16 protein-coding genes and 3 pseudogenes are annotated in these 22,180 nt (G+C 37.2%); 9 read left to right on the forward strand and 10 right to left on the reverse strand.

Annotated elements, in window-relative coordinates; translation table 11 throughout:
- Nucleotides 1–51: 51 nt before the first annotated feature.
- Complete coding sequence (locus ACN19N_RS06415) at nt 52–669, reverse strand: TetR/AcrR family transcriptional regulator (RefSeq protein ID WP_005216664.1); 618 nt, start codon at nt 667–669, stop codon at nt 52–54.
- Between the two features lie 486 nt (nt 670–1,155).
- Here ACN19N_RS06415 and ACN19N_RS06420 point away from each other — a divergent pair, with 486 nt between their 5' ends.
- From ACN19N_RS06420 to ACN19N_RS06450, 7 genes and pseudogenes are all read left to right on the forward strand, one after another.
- Nucleotides 1,156–2,115, forward strand: coding sequence for a metal-dependent hydrolase (locus ACN19N_RS06420; protein ID WP_420002233.1), 960 nt, complete (start codon nt 1,156–1,158; stop codon nt 2,113–2,115).
- 303 nt (nt 2,116–2,418) lie between these two features.
- Nucleotides 2,419–3,393, forward strand: coding sequence for a metal-dependent hydrolase (locus ACN19N_RS06425; protein ID WP_269228150.1), 975 nt, complete (start codon nt 2,419–2,421; stop codon nt 3,391–3,393).
- Nucleotides 3,394–3,431: 38 nt separating this feature from the next.
- Nucleotides 3,432–4,256, forward strand: coding sequence for an SDR family NAD(P)-dependent oxidoreductase (locus ACN19N_RS06430; protein WP_293743601.1), 825 nt, complete (start codon nt 3,432–3,434; stop codon nt 4,254–4,256).
- Nucleotides 4,257–4,339: 83 nt separating this feature from the next.
- Nucleotides 4,340–5,860, forward strand: coding sequence for a flavin-containing monooxygenase (locus tag ACN19N_RS06435; protein ID WP_420002234.1), 1,521 nt, complete (start codon nt 4,340–4,342; stop codon nt 5,858–5,860).
- A gap of 94 nt (nt 5,861–5,954) precedes the next feature.
- Nucleotides 5,955–6,830, forward strand: coding sequence for a class I SAM-dependent methyltransferase (locus ACN19N_RS06440; RefSeq protein WP_420002235.1), 876 nt, complete (start codon nt 5,955–5,957; stop codon nt 6,828–6,830).
- Nucleotides 6,831–6,963: 133 nt separating this feature from the next.
- Nucleotides 6,964–7,665 (forward strand): annotated as a pseudogene (locus tag ACN19N_RS06445) (IS1 family transposase).
- Nucleotides 7,666–7,692: 27 nt separating this feature from the next.
- A pseudogene (locus ACN19N_RS06450) lies at nt 7,693–7,893 on the forward strand (DDE-type integrase/transposase/recombinase); the annotation flags it as partial.
- Between the two features lie 6 nt (nt 7,894–7,899).
- On the opposite strand, the gene ACN19N_RS06455 reads toward ACN19N_RS06450, so the two are convergent.
- A protein-coding gene (locus ACN19N_RS06455; RefSeq protein WP_420001054.1) for an IS3 family transposase occupies nt 7,900–9,059 on the reverse strand; the annotation gives its coding sequence in 2 pieces (ribosomal slippage) (nt 7,900–8,825 and nt 8,825–9,059; 1,161 coding nt in all).
- Between the two features lie 98 nt (nt 9,060–9,157).
- Here ACN19N_RS06455 and ACN19N_RS06460 point away from each other — a divergent pair.
- Nucleotides 9,158–9,391 (forward strand): annotated as a pseudogene (locus ACN19N_RS06460) (IS3 family transposase); the annotation flags it as partial.
- A gap of 28 nt (nt 9,392–9,419) precedes the next feature.
- Here ACN19N_RS06460 and ACN19N_RS06465 read toward each other — a convergent pair.
- On the reverse strand, nt 9,420–10,574 hold the full coding sequence (locus ACN19N_RS06465) for a catalase family protein (RefSeq protein ID WP_420002236.1): 1,155 nt from the start codon (nt 10,572–10,574) through the stop codon (nt 9,420–9,422).
- A gap of 428 nt (nt 10,575–11,002) precedes the next feature.
- On the opposite strand from ACN19N_RS06465, the gene ACN19N_RS06470 reads away from it, so the two are divergent.
- On the forward strand, nt 11,003–11,698 hold the full coding sequence (locus tag ACN19N_RS06470) for an IS1 family transposase (protein WP_269228301.1): 696 nt from the start codon (nt 11,003–11,005) through the stop codon (nt 11,696–11,698).
- On the opposite strand, the gene ACN19N_RS06475 is transcribed toward ACN19N_RS06470, so the two are convergent.
- The 7 genes from ACN19N_RS06475 to ACN19N_RS06505 all read right to left on the reverse strand — a co-directional run bounded on the left by ACN19N_RS06475 (nt 11,582) and on the right by ACN19N_RS06505 (nt 21,740).
- Nucleotides 11,582–12,751: an NAD(P)/FAD-dependent oxidoreductase gene (locus ACN19N_RS06475; protein WP_420002237.1), complete on the reverse strand. Its 1,170-nt coding sequence runs from the start codon at nt 12,749–12,751 to the stop codon at nt 11,582–11,584. The two genes, ACN19N_RS06470 and ACN19N_RS06475, sit on opposite strands and share 117 nt — an antisense overlap.
- Before the next feature lies 1 nt (nt 12,752).
- Nucleotides 12,753–15,776 (reverse strand): LodA/GoxA family CTQ-dependent oxidase, encoded by a 3,024-nt coding sequence (locus ACN19N_RS06480; RefSeq protein ID WP_420002238.1) that lies wholly within the window; start codon nt 15,774–15,776, stop codon nt 12,753–12,755.
- 424 nt (nt 15,777–16,200) lie between these two features.
- Nucleotides 16,201–16,494, reverse strand: a complete 294-nt coding sequence (locus ACN19N_RS06485) for a type 1 fimbrial protein (RefSeq protein WP_269228143.1) — start codon at nt 16,492–16,494, stop codon at nt 16,201–16,203.
- Between the two features lie 260 nt (nt 16,495–16,754).
- The gene (locus ACN19N_RS06490) at nt 16,755–17,771 is read right to left on the reverse strand and encodes a fimbrial protein (RefSeq protein ID WP_269239468.1); all 1,017 of its coding nucleotides are present in this window, start codon (nt 17,769–17,771) and stop codon (nt 16,755–16,757) included.
- Nucleotides 17,768–20,323, reverse strand: coding sequence for a fimbria/pilus outer membrane usher protein (locus ACN19N_RS06495; RefSeq protein WP_420002239.1), 2,556 nt, complete (start codon nt 20,321–20,323; stop codon nt 17,768–17,770). Before ACN19N_RS06495 ends, ACN19N_RS06490 begins: the two co-directional genes overlap by 4 nt.
- A gap of 63 nt (nt 20,324–20,386) precedes the next feature.
- On the reverse strand, nt 20,387–21,121 hold the full coding sequence (locus ACN19N_RS06500) for a molecular chaperone (protein ID WP_269239469.1): 735 nt from the start codon (nt 21,119–21,121) through the stop codon (nt 20,387–20,389).
- Nucleotides 21,122–21,206: 85 nt separating this feature from the next.
- Nucleotides 21,207–21,740, reverse strand: a complete 534-nt coding sequence (locus tag ACN19N_RS06505) for a fimbrial protein (RefSeq protein ID WP_005215828.1) — start codon at nt 21,738–21,740, stop codon at nt 21,207–21,209.
- Between the last annotated feature and the right edge of the window lie 440 nt (nt 21,741–22,180).

Genomic DNA, 22,180 nt, shown 5'->3' on the forward strand with positions numbered 1-22,180 from the left:
CTCTATTGAACAATGAAAGTACGTTAAAAAGAGAGCTTTAAAGCTCTCTTTTTAACGTTCAGCTTTAGCTAACTCTGCATCAATATAGCTAATAATCATGGTGCTTAAGCCTTTGACCATTTCATCGAAACTAATTTGTGGATTAGGCAAAATGAGATGTCGTGCCACATTAAAAATACTACTATTGATACTGATATAGGCTGTAACACTCAAATTGCTCACTTTCAAATATTTAGGGTGGCGCATCATGTATTTCATCAGAACTTCCATCAATGCCATTTCAATTTGTCCAATATAGCGTTCATATTTAAGTTCAGTTGCATATCGTAGACAGATGAGATAACGATCATTATCACGGGTAAGTAAGTCACGGAAAGTATAGAAAATCATTTCAAATAATGGTTCTAACTCCATTTCGACAATAATAGGTGTCAGTTCTTTAACCATGTCTAGAACTTCTTTGACAAATGATTTTGCCATTGCATCGTAGATTTCTTCTTTATTTTTAAAATATTCGTATAAAGAGCCGACGCTGACGCCTGCAATATCGGCGATGTGACGTGTTGTGGTTCCACTCGTACCATTTGTTGCAACAGCGATAAAGCCTGCTTCAATAATCGTATCTACTGTTACTTTTGATCGAGTTTGACGTGGTTTTCGAGTAGCCATAAATATTGTTATATAAATCCGAACATGATGTCAGATTAGCATGCTCTACATGGAAGTAAAAGATCAGCCTACATAATCCGAACAAATAAAATTACATACTTTTGAATATCAAGTTATGCAATGTAATAAAAATAATAATTTCTTTTATATTAATAAAAAATATAGATGACTTAAAGTTTTTTAAATCAAATAAATAATTGATATATATTATATTATTTTTAATTTTTCCCATTTGAATTTTTAATTTTAAATAAAAATTTCTAACTTTTTATGTTGATCATTACTTCATTAAATTGATTGTTTTACCCGAATTGAATCCGAACATAAGATCGGTTTACATTGTTTCTAGTAGGAAATTAGGTTCACAAAAATCTCCCGAATGTTTTTTCGTAACTCAAAGAATATGTAGCTATACGAAAAGAGATGAACCTGATTCAAAGAATGTAAAGGGCAAGTGACGCTCAAGTAAAGTAGGTAGGTGTAGCCATGATTAGCAACACATTAATGAAAGGTTTAAGTTTATTTAAATCTAACCCGATAACTGAGCAAATTGATTTTGCAAGTAAAAAAAGTATTCCCATTCGACATTTGGCAATTGGCTTTGAAGGCAAACAGGTCGATTTATCATTTTATATGAACAATCAATTCGCGACTATTTTCTTTGCTACGCTATCTGTATTTTTGACCTATGGTGAAGACTTAGTGATTGAAACTGCACGTCACCATCGTGATTTATTAAAAGATCCTATTTTAAGGCAGCGTGTGACGTCATTGATTGGTCAGGAAGCGATTCACTCAAAACTTCATAATGAGTTTAATGATGCAATTGTTGAGCTTGGCTATCCAGTGAGACTGTATCGTTTCTTGGGCGAGCAATTTTTTGATCATATCTTCTTAAAATTTCCACAACCATTAAAACTTTCTTTAATGGCAGGGATTGAGCATTTTACGGCTGTATTAGCTGAATACATGATGGCACATGAGCAAAACTTCTATTTCTCTGATGACGCTAAAACACGTGCGCTTTGGATGTGGCATATGTTAGAGGAGTCTGAGCATAAAGATGTCGCTTATGATGTTTATCAAACATTAAATGGTAATTATGCACTTCGGATTTCTGGCTTCTTCCTCGCGTATTTTACCATTCTTGGCTTAATTCCATTTGCGACAACATTCGTTCCTGTTTTACGTAAGCCTCAAGAAATGTTGACTGCAAAATTCTGGAAAGATGCAAAGCGTGGAGTCAAACTCGTTTTTAGTCCTAAAGATGGCGTTTTTGGTAGCACTCAAAGCCGTATTTTTGATTATCTACGTACTGATTTTCATCCTAATGACCATGATGCATCTGCGTATTTTGAATATTACGAAAAGAAATTATTGTCTGAAGGTGGTGCATTACATCCTTTCTTTGTTAAGGAATTTACACCTAAAGTTCAAGCTGCTTAATTTTGTTGGATAACTGATTGGTGCACAGCACAATAGTGATGATATGAGTTGGCAAAAAAGCTCAGATTCTTATGAGCGATTTGGTTCTTGTTGCCCATATTTTGCTCGTGCACTATGCAAGCAAGTTTTTCAGGAAATATCAATTTAAAAATTTTCTGAGATAAAAAAAGAGTTTTCATTGAACTTAAGTGTTTAACAATTGAAGTGTTAAATGTTGCAGAAATAATTTTATAGACAACTTTACCGTTTTAATTGCTATGTAACTCTTTGATTTTTATTTACTCTCGTTATGGGGATCACGTTATGGTCGCTCAAGTTATTCGAAGTGTCTTTTCAGACAAACTAAGTACTAAATATCAGGGAATTATTCAGAACTTTGCGAATAAATCACCGATTCCCATTCGCCATTTTGATTTTAAATTTAACCCAAATGAGTTAGATGAAAAATTTTTCTTAAATAAAGAATTGGCTACATCTTATTTTCATGCTTTATCAATTTTTCTAACTTTTGGTGAAGATGTTGTAATTGAAACAGCGCGTCATCACCGTGACTTTATTCATGATCCAATTTTGAAGCAAAGACTTACTTCTTTGATAGGACAGGAAGCGATTCATTCAAAAATTCATAATCAGTTCAATGATGAAGTTTTGAAAGAGAATGGTTATCCCGTTGAGCTGCTGCGTGCAATTGCCGCAAAAGTTTTTGATTATGGTATCTACAAATTACCACAGTCATTACAACTGTCATTGATGGCTGGAATTGAACATTACACAGCAGTGCTTGCTGAATTTATGATGCAGCATGAAGACTATTTACTTGGCTCACAGGATGAAAGACAACGTGCTATGTGGATGTGGCACATGTTGGAAGAATCTGAGCACAAAGATATTGCCTATGACGTATTCCTTGAATTATCGGGGGATTATTGGCTCAGAATTACGGGTTTTCTTTTAGCTAGTTTGACAATTTTAGGTGGCGTATCACTTGGCGGTTATTTGATGCCATTCTTACGTAAGCCAAGCAATTTGTTCAATCCACGCTATATGAAAGATGTATTAGAAAGTACCGCATTATTGTTTGGTAGCGAGCGTGGCGTGTTTGGTAGTAGCTTTATGCATATCTTGGAATACTTACGTCCTAGCTTTCATCCAAATGACCACGATACTACTGCGTATATGGCGTATTACAAAGAGCGGTTACTTAATCCTGAAACGGGATTATTGTCACCATATTTCCTTAAAGAATTTGTACCACCTGTACGTGCAACTCACGCATAACTTGGGCCAAGTAAATACGAAATTACTGGAAAACAAATATGAAATTATTTGGTAAAAAAGTCAAACCGAGCCAAAAAGCATTTGCTGTAGTGACTGGTGCGGGAAGTGGAATTGGTCGTAGTTTTGCACTTGAATTGGCAAAGCGTGGTGGCACAATTGTGTGTTCAGACATCAATCTTGATGCGGCAAAAGAAACAGTAGCTTTAGTTGAAGCGCTAGGTGCAAAAGCCTTTGCCGTGCGATGTGATGTTGCGCAAGAAGAACAGGTTAATCAATTGGCTGAGCAAGCTGAACAATTGATGCAGAGCCCTGTCACTTTGGTGATTAATAATGCAGGTATTGGTCTTGGTGGTAAGTTCGATGAAATGTCATCAGAAGACTGGAAATGGTGTATGGACATCAACCTATGGGGTGTCATCTATGGTTGTCGTGCTTTTGTACCGAAGTTCAAAAAATTAGGTCATGGTGCAATCATTAATGTTGCTTCAGCAGCATCCTTTACCGCAGCACCAGAGATGACTGTTTATAACGTTTCCAAAGCGGGTGTACGTGCATTATCTGAAACTCTGTCAGCAGAACTTAGAAAGTCGAACATTAAGGTCAATGTACTTTGCCCAACGTTGGTTCCGACCAATATCATCAAAAATGGCAAAGTACCACATAAGGGTCTTTTAGATTATGCCTTGACTAATCTTGCATTTACGACCAGCGATAAAGTCGCAAAGTTGACATTGGATCGTTTAGACAAAGGTGAGCTTTATACCATCCCACAAATTGATGCCAAATTATTTTGGTTGATGAAACGTACTGCACCAAATTTATATGCAAAATTTTTGGGCACATCGTACCGTTTGATGAAATAAACCCAATCGGGTAAAAGATTTTGATGACTGAAATAAGATTGAAGATACATTTATTTCAGCGCAATAGATGAAAGGATATTTAAATGACCGCTCAAGCAAAAAAATTAAATTCTGCTGACAAAAAAGCATTACCTCCACACATTTACGATACTTTTATCGTAGGTGCTGGTATTTCAGGTATTGCAACTGCAATCCGTCTTGATCAAGTGGGTTACACCAACTACAAGATTATTGAAAAAGCGACGCGTGTCGGCGGCACATGGCGTGAAAATACTTATCCTGGTTGTGGTTGTGATGTTCCATCAGCATTATATTCATACTCATTTGCACCAAGCGCTAAATGGAGTCATTTATTTGCTCGTCAGCCTGAGATCTTAAGTTATTTAGAAGAAGTTAGCGAAAAGTTCAATGTAAGTTCAAAAATTGAATTCGGTACTGAACTCACAAATGCTGCTTGGGATAAAGAGCGTAATTTATGGGTGATTGATACGAATAATGGTCAATTCCTCTCTAAAACAGTTATTTTTGCGACGGGTCCAATCACTGAAGCTCAGATTCCAAAACTTGAAGGTTTAGAAACTTTTAAAGGCGAAATGTTCCACTCAGCAAAATGGAATCATGATTACGATCTTACAGGTAAGCGTATTGCTGTTATTGGTACAGGCGCTTCTGCGATTCAGTTTGTACCGCAGATTCAGCCTTTAGCAAAAGAGTTATATGTATATCAACGTACAGCACCTTGGGTTGTACCAAAACCTGATACTGACTTAGGTGAAGTTAGTAAAGCATTGATTGAAAAATTCCCGTTTATCCAAAAAGCTTGGCGTAAAACGGTAGCACAATCACTTAATGCGATTAATTTTGGTTTACGTAATCCAGCGGTATTAAAGCCTGTTGGTGAGTTAGCGAAACTGATTTTACGTTTCCAAATTGAAGATGCTGAGTTACGTAAAAATGTAACTCCTAACTTTACGATTGGTTGTAAGCGTTTATTGTTCGCTAACAACTATTATCCAGCATTACAACAAGCTAATACTAAACTGATTCCACATGGTTTGGTCAAAGTGGAAGGCAACACTGTTGTATCTGCAAATGGTGAGCGTCAAGAGGTTGATGTGATTATTTGGGGTACTGGTTTTGAAGTTTCACATCCACCTATTGGTAAGCGTGTTTCAAACGAGAAAGGTGAATGTCTTAATGATTTATGGAAAAGTAGTTCTCCAGAAGCATATTTAGGTACAAGTATTGAAAATGTACCGAATGCCTTTTTAATTTTGGGTCCGAACGTATTAGTTTATGACTCATTTATTGGTTTAGCTGAAGCGCAATTGGACTATATTGTGGATGGTTTGCTTAAGATCAAAGAAAAAGGTATTAGCAAGCTAAATATCAAACCAGAAGTGATCAAGAAGCATAATGATTTGGTACAGCAACATTTGAAGACGACAGTATTCAATGCGGGTGGATGTAAGAGTTATTATTTAGATGCAAATGGTCGTAACTTTGCAGCTTGGCCATGGTCATTGAAGCAGTTAAAACAGCGTTTAAAACGTATGGATTTGAACGATTATCAAGTAACTTATCAAACTGAAAAAACAAACTAATCATTAGATAAGTGATAAAAGGGCAGTAAATTTTATCTAAGGATAGAATTTACTGCTTATTTTTTGCATGATAGAAATAAATTAGGAAAGAAATATGAAAGAAGGACAATCTAGCCGAACGGCGGAAGCAGCAGCAGCATTGCGCGCGAATCACTTTCAAAATGCTGAAAATCCAGTATTTTCTGATCCTTATGCCTTTGAGTTAACCAGTAAAGGCTGGAAAAAATTATTAACAACGCCTCTGACCGTAAAAGTGATGAATTCCTCTATATTTAATCGAACACTTGGTTTATTAACGGGTCAAGTGGTGGGTCGATCACGTTATGCAGAGGATTTATTGCAGCAGGCTATCGAAGCTGGTATCCAACAATATGTATTGGTTGGGGCAGGGCTAGATTCTTTTACACTGAGACAAGCAAAAAAACATCCTCATTTAAAAATTTTTGAAGTTGATCACCCTGACACTCAAGCAGAGAAACAAAAAAAGTTGACTCAGTTCGATCAGGTTCCAACCAATGTTGAGTTTGTTGCAATTGATTTTGAACAAGAGTCGATTGCTGAAGCATTAGCAAAGAGCAATTTTCAAGTAGAACAACCAGCCTTCTTTTCTTGGTTAGGTACAACCCATTATCTTGAGCCACAAACGACACTTCATACCTTAAAAAGTATTAGCAGTATTGCTGCTGCAAAAAGTGAGGTGGTTATGGATTATTCAATTGATTATCGTGAATTATCTGGCGTAGAACGTTTTGGAAGTATGTTCGTTTCCCAATTCACACGGTTTTTAAAAGAACCCTTAAAAGGGCAATTTAGACCTAGAGCTTTACACCAAGCTGTAAATCAAATGGGCTATCAAGTGGCTGAAGATCTGTCTGGAGATGGTTTAAGCGAACGATATTTTAAAAATCGGGCAGATCATATTCGTCATACCATAGCGACACATATGTTGCATTTACGTTTAAAGGTATAAGTTGGCATCTCAAACTGCTTTAGCATATTTACTAAAGCAGAGTTAGGTTATTGAAATTTGGTGGTGTTTCAAAAATGGTGGTGTTTCAAAAAGTATGCTGAAAAAACAAGCTGAACTTTGATAAAATAAGGAAATACAAATCACCCTACAAATCAAATGTCCAGCCTGCCTGAGTAACCGTATAAAGAAAAATGGCAAAAAAGTGGATGGCAAACAAAATTACCAATGTAAAGATTGCAAACGTCAATTTATTGGTGACCATGCACTGAGCTATTAAGGTTGTCATTCAGGTATCACGACAAAGATACTCCACTTAATGGTAAGAGGTAGTGGTGTAAGAGATATTGCAGAGGTTGAACGTATCAGCATTGGCAAAGTATTGCGTACTTTAAGTCAATCAGAATATCAGCTTCATGCTCAACAAAGTTATTACGAATGTCTTGAAGTAGATGAGTTTTGGACGTTTGTGGGTAATAAGCAAAATAAACAATGGCTGATTTATGCTTACCATCGCGAATCTGGAGAAATTGTTGCTTATGTTTGGGGTAAGCGGGATTTAGCAATGGTTCAACGTCTTAAAGCTAGACTTAAAAAGCTTGGGGTTCAATATACTCGAATTGTGAGTGATCACAGGGATATTTTTATCACAGCATTTCAATGTTGCAAGCAAGTGATGGGTAAGTTTTTTACCGTCGGTATTGAAGGTAACAATTGTAGAATTCGTCATCGAATCAGGCGTGGATTTAGGAGAAGTTGCAACTTTTCTAAAAAGCTCGAAAATCATTTTAAAGCCTTTGATTTGACTTTCTTTTACATTAATAACCTATTTGTTTAACGCCAGCATACTTTTTGAAACACCACCGATTTATTTAGTCGTCGAATTGTTTGTTGGCAAACCAGCCATCAAATAGACCGTCAATTGGTGTGTGACACATTTAATTATACGCTTGCACGTCAAGGCTATCCAACGAATATCATGGTCCATTCAGACCAAGGCAGTCAGTACTGTAGTCGTGATTTTAGAGCACTATTATTAACGAATAATTGTATTCAAAGCATGTCACTGATCCTAGACAGTATCGTGGACAACCGATCCCTCTAAATTCTTGAAATATTTCTGTTCAAAGGCTTCTGGACTTAACCAGCCATTTGCAGAATGCCTTCTGATTCGATTGTAGTAAACTTCAATATACTCAAACAAGATAGCATTTGCCTCTTTTCTCGTAGAAAATACACTGCCATGTACTACATGCCCCTTCAGGGTATGGAAGAAGCTTTCGGTCACTGCATTGTCCCAACAGTTTCCTCGTCTAGACATGCTTTGAATACAGTTATTCGTCAATAATAGCGCCCTAAAATCACGACTACAGTACTGACTACCTTGATCCGAATGCACCATGACACCCGTTGGATAACCCTGACGAGCCATTGCATAATTAAACGCATCACACACCAATTGGCGGTCTATTCGATGGCTGGTTTGCCAACCCACAATACGACGGCTGAATAGATCTAGCATCACACATAAATACAGCCAGCCTTCTTTAGTTCGGATATAGGTAATATCCGTTGTCCAAACTTTATTAGGCTGAGTAACTGTAAATTGGCGATCCAACAAATTTGATGCTGTAGACAAACGATGGTTTGAATCAGTCGTATGCTTGTATTTACGTGCAATCCTACTACGTAAACCAAGCTTTTTTAGCATCCTTCCAACGGTACGTTCGCTCATGCGATAACCTAAATCACGCATGTCATGTACCAATGACGGTGCACCCAAGCGCGCATGATGCTGCCAATATACAACTTTTAAATCATTGTATTTCTGCGCTGTATTGGTCTGGCGTTTTCGCCAGGCATAATAGCCTGAAGTGCTGACATCTAGGCATTTACAGACAGAAGACACAGTGACTTCATTCACATCCATATCTTGAATTACCGTGTACTTTTCTTGGCATGATCTGTCAGAAAGTACACATGCGCTTTTTTTAAGATGTCATTGGCTTCCTTGAGCTGTTTGACTTCTTTTTCTAATTCCAATATCCGCTGTTGTTCAGGAGAAAGTTGACGTTTGCTTGAACCTACTGGATTGGCTTCACGAATCCATTTATCTAAGGTTGAATAACCCACACCTAATTTATGGGCGATTGCAGCTATAGGCTCGTGGGAGTTTGAAAGTGCATGATCAATTGCTTGCTGTTTAAATTCCGGACTAAAACGTTTAGCCATTTCTTGGATCTCCAAAGATTGAAGTTACGTTATCTTTAGAGGGACATGCTGTCCATTATTTTGGCTAGGATCACACGCAGCCTTGCGCAGTACACTGCTCATGCTGGGATAATGCAGTAACAGAAAGTTTTTTTCATACATTAAAAGGACATGTGGTGCATGGGAGTCTGTTTGCTACTCGAAAAGAGGCTAATGCTGTCTTGTTTGACTGTATTGAGATTTATTACAATCGAATCAGAAGGAATTCTGCAAATGGTTGGTTAAGCCCTGAAGCTTTTGAGCAGAAATATTTTAAGAATTTAGAGGGATCGGTTTTTCACAATACTGTCTAGGATCACTAGGATCAAATAAAGCCGATTTCTATTTAGGCTCTTGTCTCTGAACAGAATTCATTTCATGTCTGACGATACTTATATTTTCGTATATTACTTTACGTAATCTATTTATCGCACCTAATGGTTTATGTTCAGGTAGAGAATGCCAAGGCGTAAATGAAAGGTTTTCACAAAATTTATTTTGATCGGGCGTATTAAAAACCTGTTGAGGAATATGAATGGTTGCAACTTTATAAAAAGGCGCCTTGTCTTCTTTCCATTCATTCATCGAATTTTCTACAAGCATTTTATTTGATGTTCTTGGTTGTATAAGAAATTCCATACATACATCTTTCTTATTTAAGGTATCTTGTAGAGCTGCCCTCAAAAAGTTAGGATCTGATTGGTTAGGCATAGTATTCGCATTTAGGGAGCAAGGTCTTGCCGAATACTTTACTGCTTGACGATTAGCACCTAATCCGAATTGATAGGGAACCATCGACCAATAGCGAGCTTGAACTGGATTCGATATTTTTGAATTGCTTGCTCCTAATGCGTTGAGTGTTCCTTTAAAACCTAATGCGAAAGGGATATGCAATTTTTTTAAAGTACTTTTGCTATTTGTATCTTCTATAAAAGATAAATAACGTAAAGGTTCATCTACGAAAAATACAGGGTGGTTGATCATAATGAAATCTTGAGTCAGCGCTTGCTCATCATTTTCCAAGATTTTTTTACCTGGGACGCCTAACAATTTTATTGCCATACCACGCGCATCTTTTTTATCATCAGCTCTTGTGGCATCACCAGAAGCATTAGAAAAACGAATCCATGCTGAATAGGTTTTATCAGGAACAAAAATTCCTTGAGCTAAGTTTTTGGGTATAGATTTTGATACATGAAACTCTGCACGTACGCAGCCATGCGCTTTGGGGTGTGCATCTCTCAATGCATTGCCAGAGGAGTATTGACTTCGAATTGATTGAACAATTTGCTCTGTAATTTGATTCGCTATGATTTCTTCGTCAGGCTGTAATTTTTCACCGAGTTCTCTATCAATGGTTGGATAGGGAAGTTGATGCATATTCGTTATGGTTTTTTTTTGCTGAAGATTGTTAGAACAACCGCTTATGTTTATCAAAATAGGAGTCATGGCAAATAACAACAAACTGAAACGTATCGATGGCATATAACTTGACATTTACTTGCTCCTTATCCCATCGCAGCTATTGTTGAGTGCGATAGATCGATACACTTTGTGGTAAAAGATGTTGTTATCGGAATTATTGCTATCCTGTATTTTAGTACATCAAAACTTGAGTAAGAATACAAGCTGTTCTTAGTTATTGATTTTATATTTAACTTTTATCGAAATGTGGGTTTTTATAGGCTATGTTTATGTCTGACTTTTAAAATATGCGCATAAAATCTTCGTTCATAACCACATAATCAAGTTGTTTTTGCTACGGTTTGGTGTGCTTGCCAAAAAGGGTTCTCAGTCCACCTTTGTTCTTGCTTGTATAGGAGGTAACGACGATTTTCATAAGTATTGATAATTTGGTGGTGTTCTAAAAAGTATGCTCATAAGAAAAGGAGGCAAGGAGGAACAATTCAGCTATATTTAAATGTGTGAAAATCGAAATAGAACTTCATTGTCCTCGATGCCAGAGTACAAGTATAAAGAAGAATGGCATTAAATACGATGGTAAGCAAAACTATCGTTGTAAAGAATGTAATAGGCAGTTTGTGGGTGACCATAATTTGACGTATTTAGGCTGTCATTCAAAAGCGGTCAAATTGATTTTGCTTATGCTTGTGCGATGTTGTGGCATTCGGGATATTGCAAAGATTACGAGGTTTAGTATTGGCAAGATACTTAAAACGCTTACACAATCAAATCATGAAATAATTCCTCAAAGAACTCATTATAAATGCTTGGAAGTTGATGAATTTTGGACATTTGTAGGCAACAAGAAAGATAAGCATTGGCTACAGTACGTCTATGATAGAAGTAGCGGAGAAATAGTGGCTTTTGTATGGGGAGGAAGAGATGCTCATACAGCACAAAGGCTAAAAAACCGTTTAGAAGAACTGGGCATTACTTATGATTGTATATCGAGTGATCATTGGGAAAGTTTCATCAAAATTTTTAAGCCGGACCAAGAAGGGAAATATTATACAGTCGGGATAGAAGGAAACAACTGCCGATTAAGACACCGCATAAGGCGAGCAGTAAGAAGAACATGCTGTTTTTCGAAGAAGGTATTGAATCATGTAAAAGCTTTTAATCTTGGATTCTTTTACATTAACCACAGTTTTGTATAGTGATGTTAAAATGATCAGCATACATTTTGAAACACCACCGATAATTTTATTAATTTCAGTGGTGTAGTTTCTGTGGTTATTTTCATTATGCTCAGCAGCTAAAATAGCTTCTGCGGCCTTCATACCTGTATAAAGAGCATTGAACAGACCCTGTCCAGCAATAGGATCAAATGCAAGTAATGCATCCCCACAAGCAACCCAACCGTTGCCTATTGGCTGTTCCAACCAACTACTACGAACATCATGAGAGAAAATATCTTTACCAAATTCTAAATTGCCCAATAAATCGTATAAACCGACATTCTTAGAAATCAGATGCTCCCATTGTTTATTGTCATGATGAAATTGAGTAGCTGTTTTGGGAGTTGTATGGTATCCAATGACCCACTGGTGATCATTGATTTTACCTGTGTATACCCATCCATTTTGACTAGCAGAAATAATGGTTCTGTTCAGTTTTACATTTTTCTGGGGCGTACAGGTACGGTATAAAGCAACCAATGGAACTCCACGATAACGTTCAACCCCAAGAAGTTTGATCAATTTTGCACTGCGACCTGTTGCATCGACAATCCATTTGGAATGGATTGTTTTTCCATCTTCAAGTCTGATTCTCCATACACCATTATGTTTTTCTAGTGCTACAACATCTGATGGATAGAATCTCGCTCCACTTAAGAGCGCTTCTTTTCTGAGTAGTTCATCAAAATTTTTACGATTAATTCTTAATCCAAAGCCATAAGGGTCATGGATATAATCTGTGGTTGATAAGATATTACTTCCCCAAAAAGTCATATTACCGCCAACATGCTCAGAGTAGGTAGTATTGCTAAATTGATTCTCTGTTTTTAATTTTGCGGTTAGAGAAATAAGCCCAAGTTTATTAAGTAGGCGAATTGCTGCGCTGGGCAGAGTCTCTCCAAATTTATGTGTTTTGTGTGCAGGTCTATCAATTAGAGTAACTGATAAACCTGCTTGCGCAAGCTGTCTGGCCACAATGGTGCCAGCAGGACCACTACCTGCTATGCACACATCGACATCAAAAATTTCCATCTTAACGTTTTTGTACACGAACTGAACGGAATGCCAATAGCTGTTCTTGATCTGCCCATCCAGCTTTTTCTAATTCGGTCAGAGGTCGAGCTATATTGCGCAATAATGTGGTTGCATTTTCTACCGCAGTTTTGAGTTGTCCCGCGATTAATGTTTCTATATAGATATATTCAGGAAGATCTGGATCATCTTTGATACCAGGACGTACCTCAACAATACCCAACTCATTAAAATGGGCAATCATGCGCAGCATCACTTCTGCTGTATTTGCATTTTTAATTGCACGAAGCCAATTTAGACGTTGATTAAATGCTGCAATTCGTTCTTCTCTTGGCAAATCTAGGTTCATTACTTTTTGATAATCTTGTTCAGTCAATACATGGTTTGGAACTCGCGCAGCCCAGAAAGTTGGTAAATACGGATCAAAGTCTGGATCATAGCCTGAACGGCAGAATGCAGTATCACCTTGCCATGGAATTGCCATCCATCTTGTTATGCTTCCGGCAGTTTGTGCATACAATGGTCCATCAACCTGTTGTACTTTAATCGGAGTCATGGTCGAACCATAATAAGGCTCTGGTTCTGAACTTGGACGTAATCGAATACGGAAAGGGGCACTGTACATACTGGCATGACGCATTGGCCAAGTCATTTCACAACCTGGGTGGAATGTATCTGCCAAACAATAATGTAAAGCGGCCTGATCGAGCATGTTTGGTTGTTGTGCTAATGGTACTTGATCAATTGATGTCGGTACTGTAGGTGTTTCAGTTGTCCAATCATTGATAAATTTACCATTTACCCAATGCTGTAAGATTCCTTGTTGTAGGCCTGTCATGGTGAGCATGTTACCTGTACCATTTTCAGGGAAACTACCAAAAGCATCACCATAAATCCAAGGCCAGATATGTGGCCATGTTACTGGTTCAGCAACTGACGGTTTTAATGGTCTGAAGCTATGAAGAATCGCACGACGTAATTCGCTATATGGGTCTAGATCAGTAGCTTGCTCAGGTTTAAATGACAACTTGGCTAACAAAGACGGATTAGTGAAATCCATTGGACAACCTTTACCGAAATAAGCTGCAAAGCCTTTGTTTACCCACTGTAAGCCACCTAGACGTTGTAATAGAGGTAAAATGTCTTTAGTAAATGAAGGCGTTTCAGGCATACTCATCCAGCCAGCATTAACATAAACATCACACATCAGGTCATACATTGTTCTCCAACTTACAACATCGGGTGCGTAATTGGGTGGAGCTACAACAACCCAAGCCGATTCAACAGGAATACTAATTCCATTAATTGACACCGTTGCTGTTACTGGACCATCTGAAGTGTCATCATACCAGTCATTGGCGTTGTTAAAGCTTGGTGGGTTTTCTGGATCATATACAGGTGCATTAGTTGGTGAAGCTGCTTTTCCGTGTCCTCCTAAGAAAATTAAACGACCATTTTCATCAGTTTGAATCTCTCCAAGAGGTACGGTAACGGGCTGATCAGCAGCAGCTTGAAACGTACCTGTATCAAAACGATGTTCAGCACCACCTGATACATTACGACCAAAAATACTGCGCGGTCCTGGATCAATTGCTAATTTTTTACGATCTTTTACGGTTGGATTACGTAATGTAAAAGCATTGTCAGGAGCATTCACAGCTTCTGGAATATCAAGCGCATATTGGAATTGATACCATTCGGCTTTGCGATTCGCAACGTGTACAGTCCAAACAATATCTGCATTATCAGGAGTTAATTCGCGTACCACTTCGCCTGCTGCGTTGTAACCATAAATGCGAAAACGGGCTGCCTGTCTTTTAATTGCACCTGTAGCATCACGATAAGAATTAGGTGATTGATTTAAATCGGCTGGTGCATCGACAACTTCAGGTCCAATAAAAAACTCGTTTATGCTATCACCAACCCGTGCAATTCCAATAGCAGGATGAATTGCTGCACGAACAATATCCGTATCAACAGCATTTGCAGGTGATATTAATGGACGAGGTGTGTCTGGTTCACCTTGTGGCACACCATTAACATTACGACGTAATTCTGCAGAGGCTGCATAAACCACACGGCGCGCATCAGCAATAGAACCGACAGGAGCATGTTCTGCTGTCACACGCCAGATATTCATTGCTAGATTTTCGCCGTATTCTGCTTGACCACGTGCGCTGATATCTTGAATAGGAATAATAATATCCGCAACATGGATAGGTGGACTCAGATCTTCCGGCCAGACTACAGTTGCTTCATCTAAAGGCATTCGTTCTGGAACAGTTCTTAGCTGAATCATGAATCGAAAACGAGCTTCTGAATTTTTTAATCTAGTATTCAGGTCCGTGGCGAGATATGAGGGATCATTCGGTGAGTGAGTAGGGGGATCTAAATAGAATGTCGGTTCAATTTTATATTTGACATATTGGTCCTCTCCAAAACGGAAGGGTAAACCGCTCCAATAAGGTGATGCCAACACACTTGCGACTGGTTTTGCCATTGCATCAAGCAATTCAGACGTCTTTGGGTGTGCCTTAAGATATGGATCATAATCCCCATCAACAACGCCAGCCTTGGTAAATTCGCACATATCTTTAGCTGTATCAACAAAGAATGCATCAAAGTTTTGTAAGATGAAGTCGAAGGTATCGGCATGAGGATTGCCGAGTAATTTTTCCCCATCAACATCAAATAATTTAATCCCGATACCCAGTGTGGATTTATAGTCTGTTCGTGTCGGTGTGGTATCTGATGAAAATCGAATCCATGTTGGATAACTTTTGCCTAAATTTGCAAATAGACCAACACGCAAATTTTCAGGGAGATCACTACGAACAACGAATTCTGCTGCTGCCACACCGTGGGGTTTCAGAAATACAGGACGCATAGCAGGGCATTGACCTTTGGCAATACGTCCAGCTTGTACCATATCTACGAACATTGCTTTTAGAGATTCAATTGGGTCAGTAGAACAGTCTACACAAGGTGCATTCTCAGACGTAATTGATTTTATTAGATGGTCCATATTTATCCCTTATTATTTTTAAAATTATTTATAAAGTATATTTCCGATAAGAAATTACAGAAAAGGGTTTATATGGTCAATACATGTCCTATAAAAACAGTTCTGTATTTTTTAAAATATTGTTTTTATTGAAATTATTTATTTTTGATCGTTTTTTTAAATCTGATAAGTTTTATTAAATAAAGAATTGATAATGATAATGATAATTGATATTGTTGTTAGCGCTAATAAAATATAGGTTTTTAATTGTGGCACTAAATATTTGAGCTAAAATATTTTTTGATTATTTAGATAATTTTAATTAATTATTGGTTTTGTGCTGTTTTATATAAAATATAATAATGGGTTTAAAATCAATATTTATGAAATAAAAAAATAAAATGCAAATTTTATCACATTTTATTTTTTATTCTGATATTTATTTTTAGTAATAATTAGCAGTTATAACTGTACTTTTTTGGTCAGGTAATTGTTCAATACTAATCTCAGTTGTATAGTTTTTCTGTGATTTGTTCTTTAAATTTTGGATTAAACTTACTATTTCTTCATTTTTCTTGTTTGAAATGTTAGCCAATTCACAGTCTTTGTTACTTTGATTTAAAGAGCATGTATCTTCAACAATACTTCCACTGATTTGAATGGTATTTGCTGAATAAGCCATCGAAGTAAATGCAATTAATGATGAACCCAATAGAATTTTATAAATATTTTTATACATGAATATTTCCTTTATATAATGTATTTATTATTAATTAACATGAAATTTATTATTAAGGCAATATTGAAATTAATTATGATAAAAATATTTATTTAAAATGTGATGTATGTTTAATTTTTCTTGGGTAGTGATAATTTTGGCGTGTTTTTAATTGTATATACAGTATCAATATTTTTTTATTTAGTGTGATTTATTTCAAATAAATAAAAACCCCAAGGCCATGACTAGATTTGGGGTTGGGTGAATTTGGAATTAAAGTTTTAATCGTACTGAATGGTAACCGTTGCCATCGCTCGTACAGTTCCAGCAGTGACAGTTGTTGCTGTTTGATAGTAACGAGCAGCTAATGGAACATTGTATTGAATGACTTCATTTGATTTAACCGTACCCAGTGCAAGTTTGTCGCCACGAGCAATCACCTTATTGATGTTTTGGTAATTTGAGATCAGTTGAACCCCAACACCATTCGCTTTCGTTGCAGTCGGTGCGGTATTGGTTAAAACTTGGTTATTACTGCCATCTTGGGTGTAATCGAAGCTTAAACTAACCTGAGTTTTTTCTTCGTAACCTGTTGGGTTGATACCGCCATTACATAAGATATTCAGATCAAATACTTGTTCACCTTGAGTCGAACCAACCCCTTTAAAACCAGATTTCATTACCGTTGGAAGCTGAACTGTTTTATTGATGTTGCCTTGTAGCTCACAGGAAGAAGAAGCAATAGTAATGGCGTTACCATAAACAGTACTGGTTAAAAATGGACGACTGTTTTGTCCAGTCACGTAATAGGTACTATATCTACCCGGAACAAGGGCACCAGATCCAGTTTGTGATGCTGTTTTAACAATCTCAACAACAAAGTAGCCTTGTGCTAAATTGTAAAGTGTTCCTGGTGATAGACTGCGCGAGTAGGGATAATATCCAGAGAAATTGGTTGCATTTTCGGCTTCACGATATAGTCGAATACCGATTCCTGCAATATTGGTTGAATAAATACTATCGCCTAAAGGACTAATTGGATATCTTTGCGATAAATCTGCGTAAATTCGATCAGCACTTGAATTACATCTTAATGTTGAGCCATTGGGATTGATTGGAAACGTTGCTTTACGCAAAATAGTCCCAACAGGATCACTTGGGCGCACAACCACGCGACCTACAGCCATAGAAATATCAACTGTACTGAAGCCTGGGCTGAGTGTACAAAATGCATTGGCCGCCGTATTAAAACCAAAACCTGCCGTAAATAAAGCACCAGTAATTAGAATTTTCTTCATTTACAAATTGCCTCAGTCATGATCATATTTTGTTGATTTTTATCTAATTGAGAACGAACATCATAGCTTACCTGACATTGCTCAGACGCTTCATCACCCCAGTTAACGTAAAGCGTATCTTGAGGTAATTTTGTTCGAACATAAATTAGGCTTCCTTGTGCAACCATGCCCACAGCTTCTTTATCTTTGTTATAGACTTGAGCAGCAAAAGGTAAACTTTCTCCATTTGCCTGTTTGCTTTGGATATAGATTGCATAACCAGTTTTTGTTGAAAAATCTACTTTTGCAATTGCACCTGCAAAGGGGGCAATACGTTGGCTAGTTTCCTCTAGTTCAACATTTGTAGACATGTTTTGAGGGTCAAGGGTAATGTCATTTAAACGATATGGTGTAACATAAGGAATAACAGCATAGCCCGCTTTATTAATACTTAAACCAACGGTATTACCGACTTTTGCACCTGCAGCGTCTGGTGCATAGACTAGAACCATGGTTTGCCCTTGATCTGGTCCAAATAAGATGCCTTGAGAATGTGCAACAATACTACCGCTTAAACTTAACATTGCTTGTTGATAGTCTTCTGCATAACTATAAGATCCGCCGACTGTTGCAAAATTAGTTCTATAACGACTATTGACGTTAAAGCTAGGATCATTGCGATCTTGGTGAGACATACTCGCACCGTAGCTGAAACGATCACCCACCACGCCACTTACACCCACAGTACGATTATTATCTGCAATGGTGGTATTCACGTTCGCAGAGTTTTTCTTAAAGCTTAGCGGGAAGGAGATTGTCGCTAAATATTCAGTATCTTGGTCACTACGATTTGAGCCGTATTCTATTTGGCGATTTACAGCTGAAATACCGTACGTAATACTCTGATAATTATTACTATAACCAATTTGGTACTGCTTAGTCGATTCGCTACGATTCCAATAATCAATCCATGAACCAACAACATAGACATTCCCCCAACCTTCAGGTAGTTCTTGGTTCAGCGTGATTTGGAACTCACTACGTTGTTTACCAACGGCATAAGTATTTTCGCCTTTTTCTTCAAGGTCACGAATTAAAATTGCATCACGAAGGTTGTAATAGTTTTCTGTAGAGTAGCGATATGCTGCAAGTGTTAAATTCGTATCCGTTGGAGCAATTAATTTACTGTAACTTAAGCGAAAACTCTGACCAGATTGAGACTCTTGTTTTTTGAAATCTGCTTGTGAGTGTGTTACGTCTAGAGAAATTGCACCTATTGGTGTAGCAAAAGCAGCTCCGACGAGTGCAGACCCATAATCTTCTGCTAATTGGAAACCAGTATATGCTGTTAAGTAGTTATTAACACCGCGCTGATATTTACCTTGCGTTACCCACGGCGTTAAATCTATATCTCGGTCGCGAAATTCACCTGCTGTGAGCGAGTAACGGCTTAAACCGGGACGTAGCATTTGAACAACTGAGGCATAAGGCACAGCGAATTTTTGAATTTCACCGTTTGATTCAATAACTGAAACTTCGAGTTCGCCGCCAAATCCAGTCGGATATAAGTCATTAATTTCAAAACGTCCAGGAGCTACAGTGGTTTGATAAATCAATTGACCTTGTTGTCGAATCTCAACTTTTGCGTTAGTTTTTGCATTACCACGGATCTGAGGCGCATAACCAGTCATACTGTTTGGCAGCATCCGATCATCACTAGAAAAATCGACACCACGATACCCAAAAGAATCAAAAATCTCGCCGTTAGTAAAACTATCACCTAAAGTGAGAACGCCACGATAATTTGGAAAAGCACGTTGGGCATAGCTACTGACAGCTTCGTAATTTGAGCCTTTTTTTTCTGATTCTTTGTTATCTTGCCACTGCCATTGACCGTTATGTCTAAACTGCCAACCACCGATGTTAGCGCCTGTTGTTAGACCAATAAAAGCATTTGTCGTTTCTTGTTGACCAGAAGATTTGTTAAATGTTTTATAAGCACTTCCGTTATACGACAAAAAACCAGCATTAATACCTCGATCCCAGACACTCGGATCGACATAACCCTGCGCATTTTTTTGTAATGCGATTTGTGGAATAGAAACATCAATTCGTAGGCGTGAGGTATCAAAATCGTAATAAGCATTTTCTACCCATTCTTCGATTTTATAACACGCATTTGAAGCTGTCGTTTCGGTACGATTGACCAAAACTTCTTGTTTTACGCCATATTCAAGTAATGAATTGGCGGTAAAACATGTGTAAGCATTTTGATTTTGTTCAGTAGAGCGAAAAACCATCCGTTTTTTACCAAACCAGTTTCCGTTGATATAAACATCAACGCTATATTCACCTGGTAGAACTGGATTGCCATATTTAAAACGTGAAATATCAACTTTTTTAGCATCACCCATTAAGAAAACAGAGTCAAATTCTGCTTCCATTGGTGCTTGTTCTTTTGTTTGTTCTGCTGAGTAAACAGCCATAGGCATCGTAATTGTAATTATCCCAGAAGTAAGGTAATAACAAATACGACGTTTAAGGAACTTAGCAGAAGCTTTCTTATTTGACATAACTCTTTCGCCTATTCAAGGATAGGTACTCAATAATTTATCGCTTGGTAAGTAATATCTTTATTATTGAAGTTTGATTTGATGCTCAATACGACCGCCATAGTCATTAATACTAATAAAGCTAAGTTTTTCAGTATTTGCAGTTTTTAACTGCACTTTATCTTCGCTAAAAGGCGATAGCATTAAGCCTTTAGGTAAGAGATCAACTGGCTGAGAACCATTAAGTTGATATACGGCAGTCATCGTAACGTGAAATGGGGTTGGATTTTTGACCGTTAAGGTCTGACCATTTCTAATCCATTGTAGTTTTTCAGCAGCTAAATTAGCGTCTTCTTTAATACCAGCAGGTCGGTAGAAAAATTTAATACGTGAACGGATTGCAAGTTGCAAAAAATTATCTGGAACAGCTTCTTTGCTATTGGCTGTTGGTCTTGGTGGAATATCTAATACATTTAACCAATATACCGTTTCTTTTTTCTGATCTAATTGTGTTGCGCTTGGAAGAGCAGCGATACGAAGAGATTGACTCTTAGTTGGATCGACACGAGAGATAGGAGGGGTAATCATAAATGGAACTTTAGATTGGTCTGGTGTACTTTTAGGGTCACCATCATCAATCCATGCTTGAACAAGCGATGGTTTTGAACCATTGTTACTTACTTGCAAAGTCACTTCACGAGCGTCAGACGGATACACAACGCGAGTACCATGTAAGATAATTTCTGCTTGAGCTGTGCTTACAGCAAAAACGGAAGATATCGCTAAACCAAGCAAAATATTGTAACTGTTCAATGTCATTTATACTTACTCTATTACCGCAATATATTTTTATAACAAACTGCGAACTTCTAAATTTTAGAAATTCGCAGAGATTATCAACAAATTATTGATAAATGATTGTGTACTGAACTGAAGTACTTACTTTACCAGCAGTAGAAGCGCCAGTTGCATAGTATTCAGCATAGTAGTTCAAGTCAGCGCTACCATTGTCTACAACGTCAACCCATTGAGAGTTCGCTTGAGCACCATTTGAACCTGTTGCAAGCACAGGAATAAATTGGTTGTTGCTACCTAATAATTGAACTTTAACGTTATTTGCACCACCAACAGCTTGGTTATTTAAACGACCTGTAGAGAAGTCAACAGTTGCACCTGGTTCAAAATAAGTCGCAACTTTACCTTTTGAACATTGGTCAAGTTTGATTTGGAAAGGGGTGCGGCCAGCAACATCACCTGTAGCAGCTAATGTTTGTTTAGAAACTGTTGGAAGAGTAACAGTAAAATCTTTGCCTGCAGGAGTGACAATTTTACAAGTTTGGTCAGTAACTAAACCATTAATAGTAATCGTACCATCAGCGGCTTGAGCGTTAGCAATACCTACAACTGAAAGAGTAGCGATCAAAGCAAGTTTTTTCATAATAATTTCTCTAATACATCAGCTTAAAGTTTGAATTAGATTACTTTTTCAGTTAATGATTGCGCTGAATAAGTAATGTGCGAAATATATCATTTAAATTAAAAAATGCAAACAATATCACATTTTTATGTTTTTGCTTGATGCTAAAAATTTAGAAAAATAACTCATTGTTTATTTTATAGTTCTTTTTTAAAACGATTTTTATTTTGTGAATTTTAGATAAATTACATGAAATTTAGTGTCTTATTTTGTAAGTAATAATGCATTATTTGTTTATTTTTTATTCAAAATAGTCGTTTTTTATATTAATCTTTTATTAAATCTTCAAAATAACGAATGAAAAATGAGCACTAGAATTACATTCTTAACAAAAATGCCAAACTTTCTTTAAGAATTTTTTAAGGTTGAATCCTTAGTTTTTTAGTCATGATTAGATGAAA

Origin of the sequence: Acinetobacter sp. LF10, assembly GCF_048585715.1 — a bacterium.
Lineage (GTDB): Bacteria > Pseudomonadota > Gammaproteobacteria > Pseudomonadales > Moraxellaceae > Acinetobacter.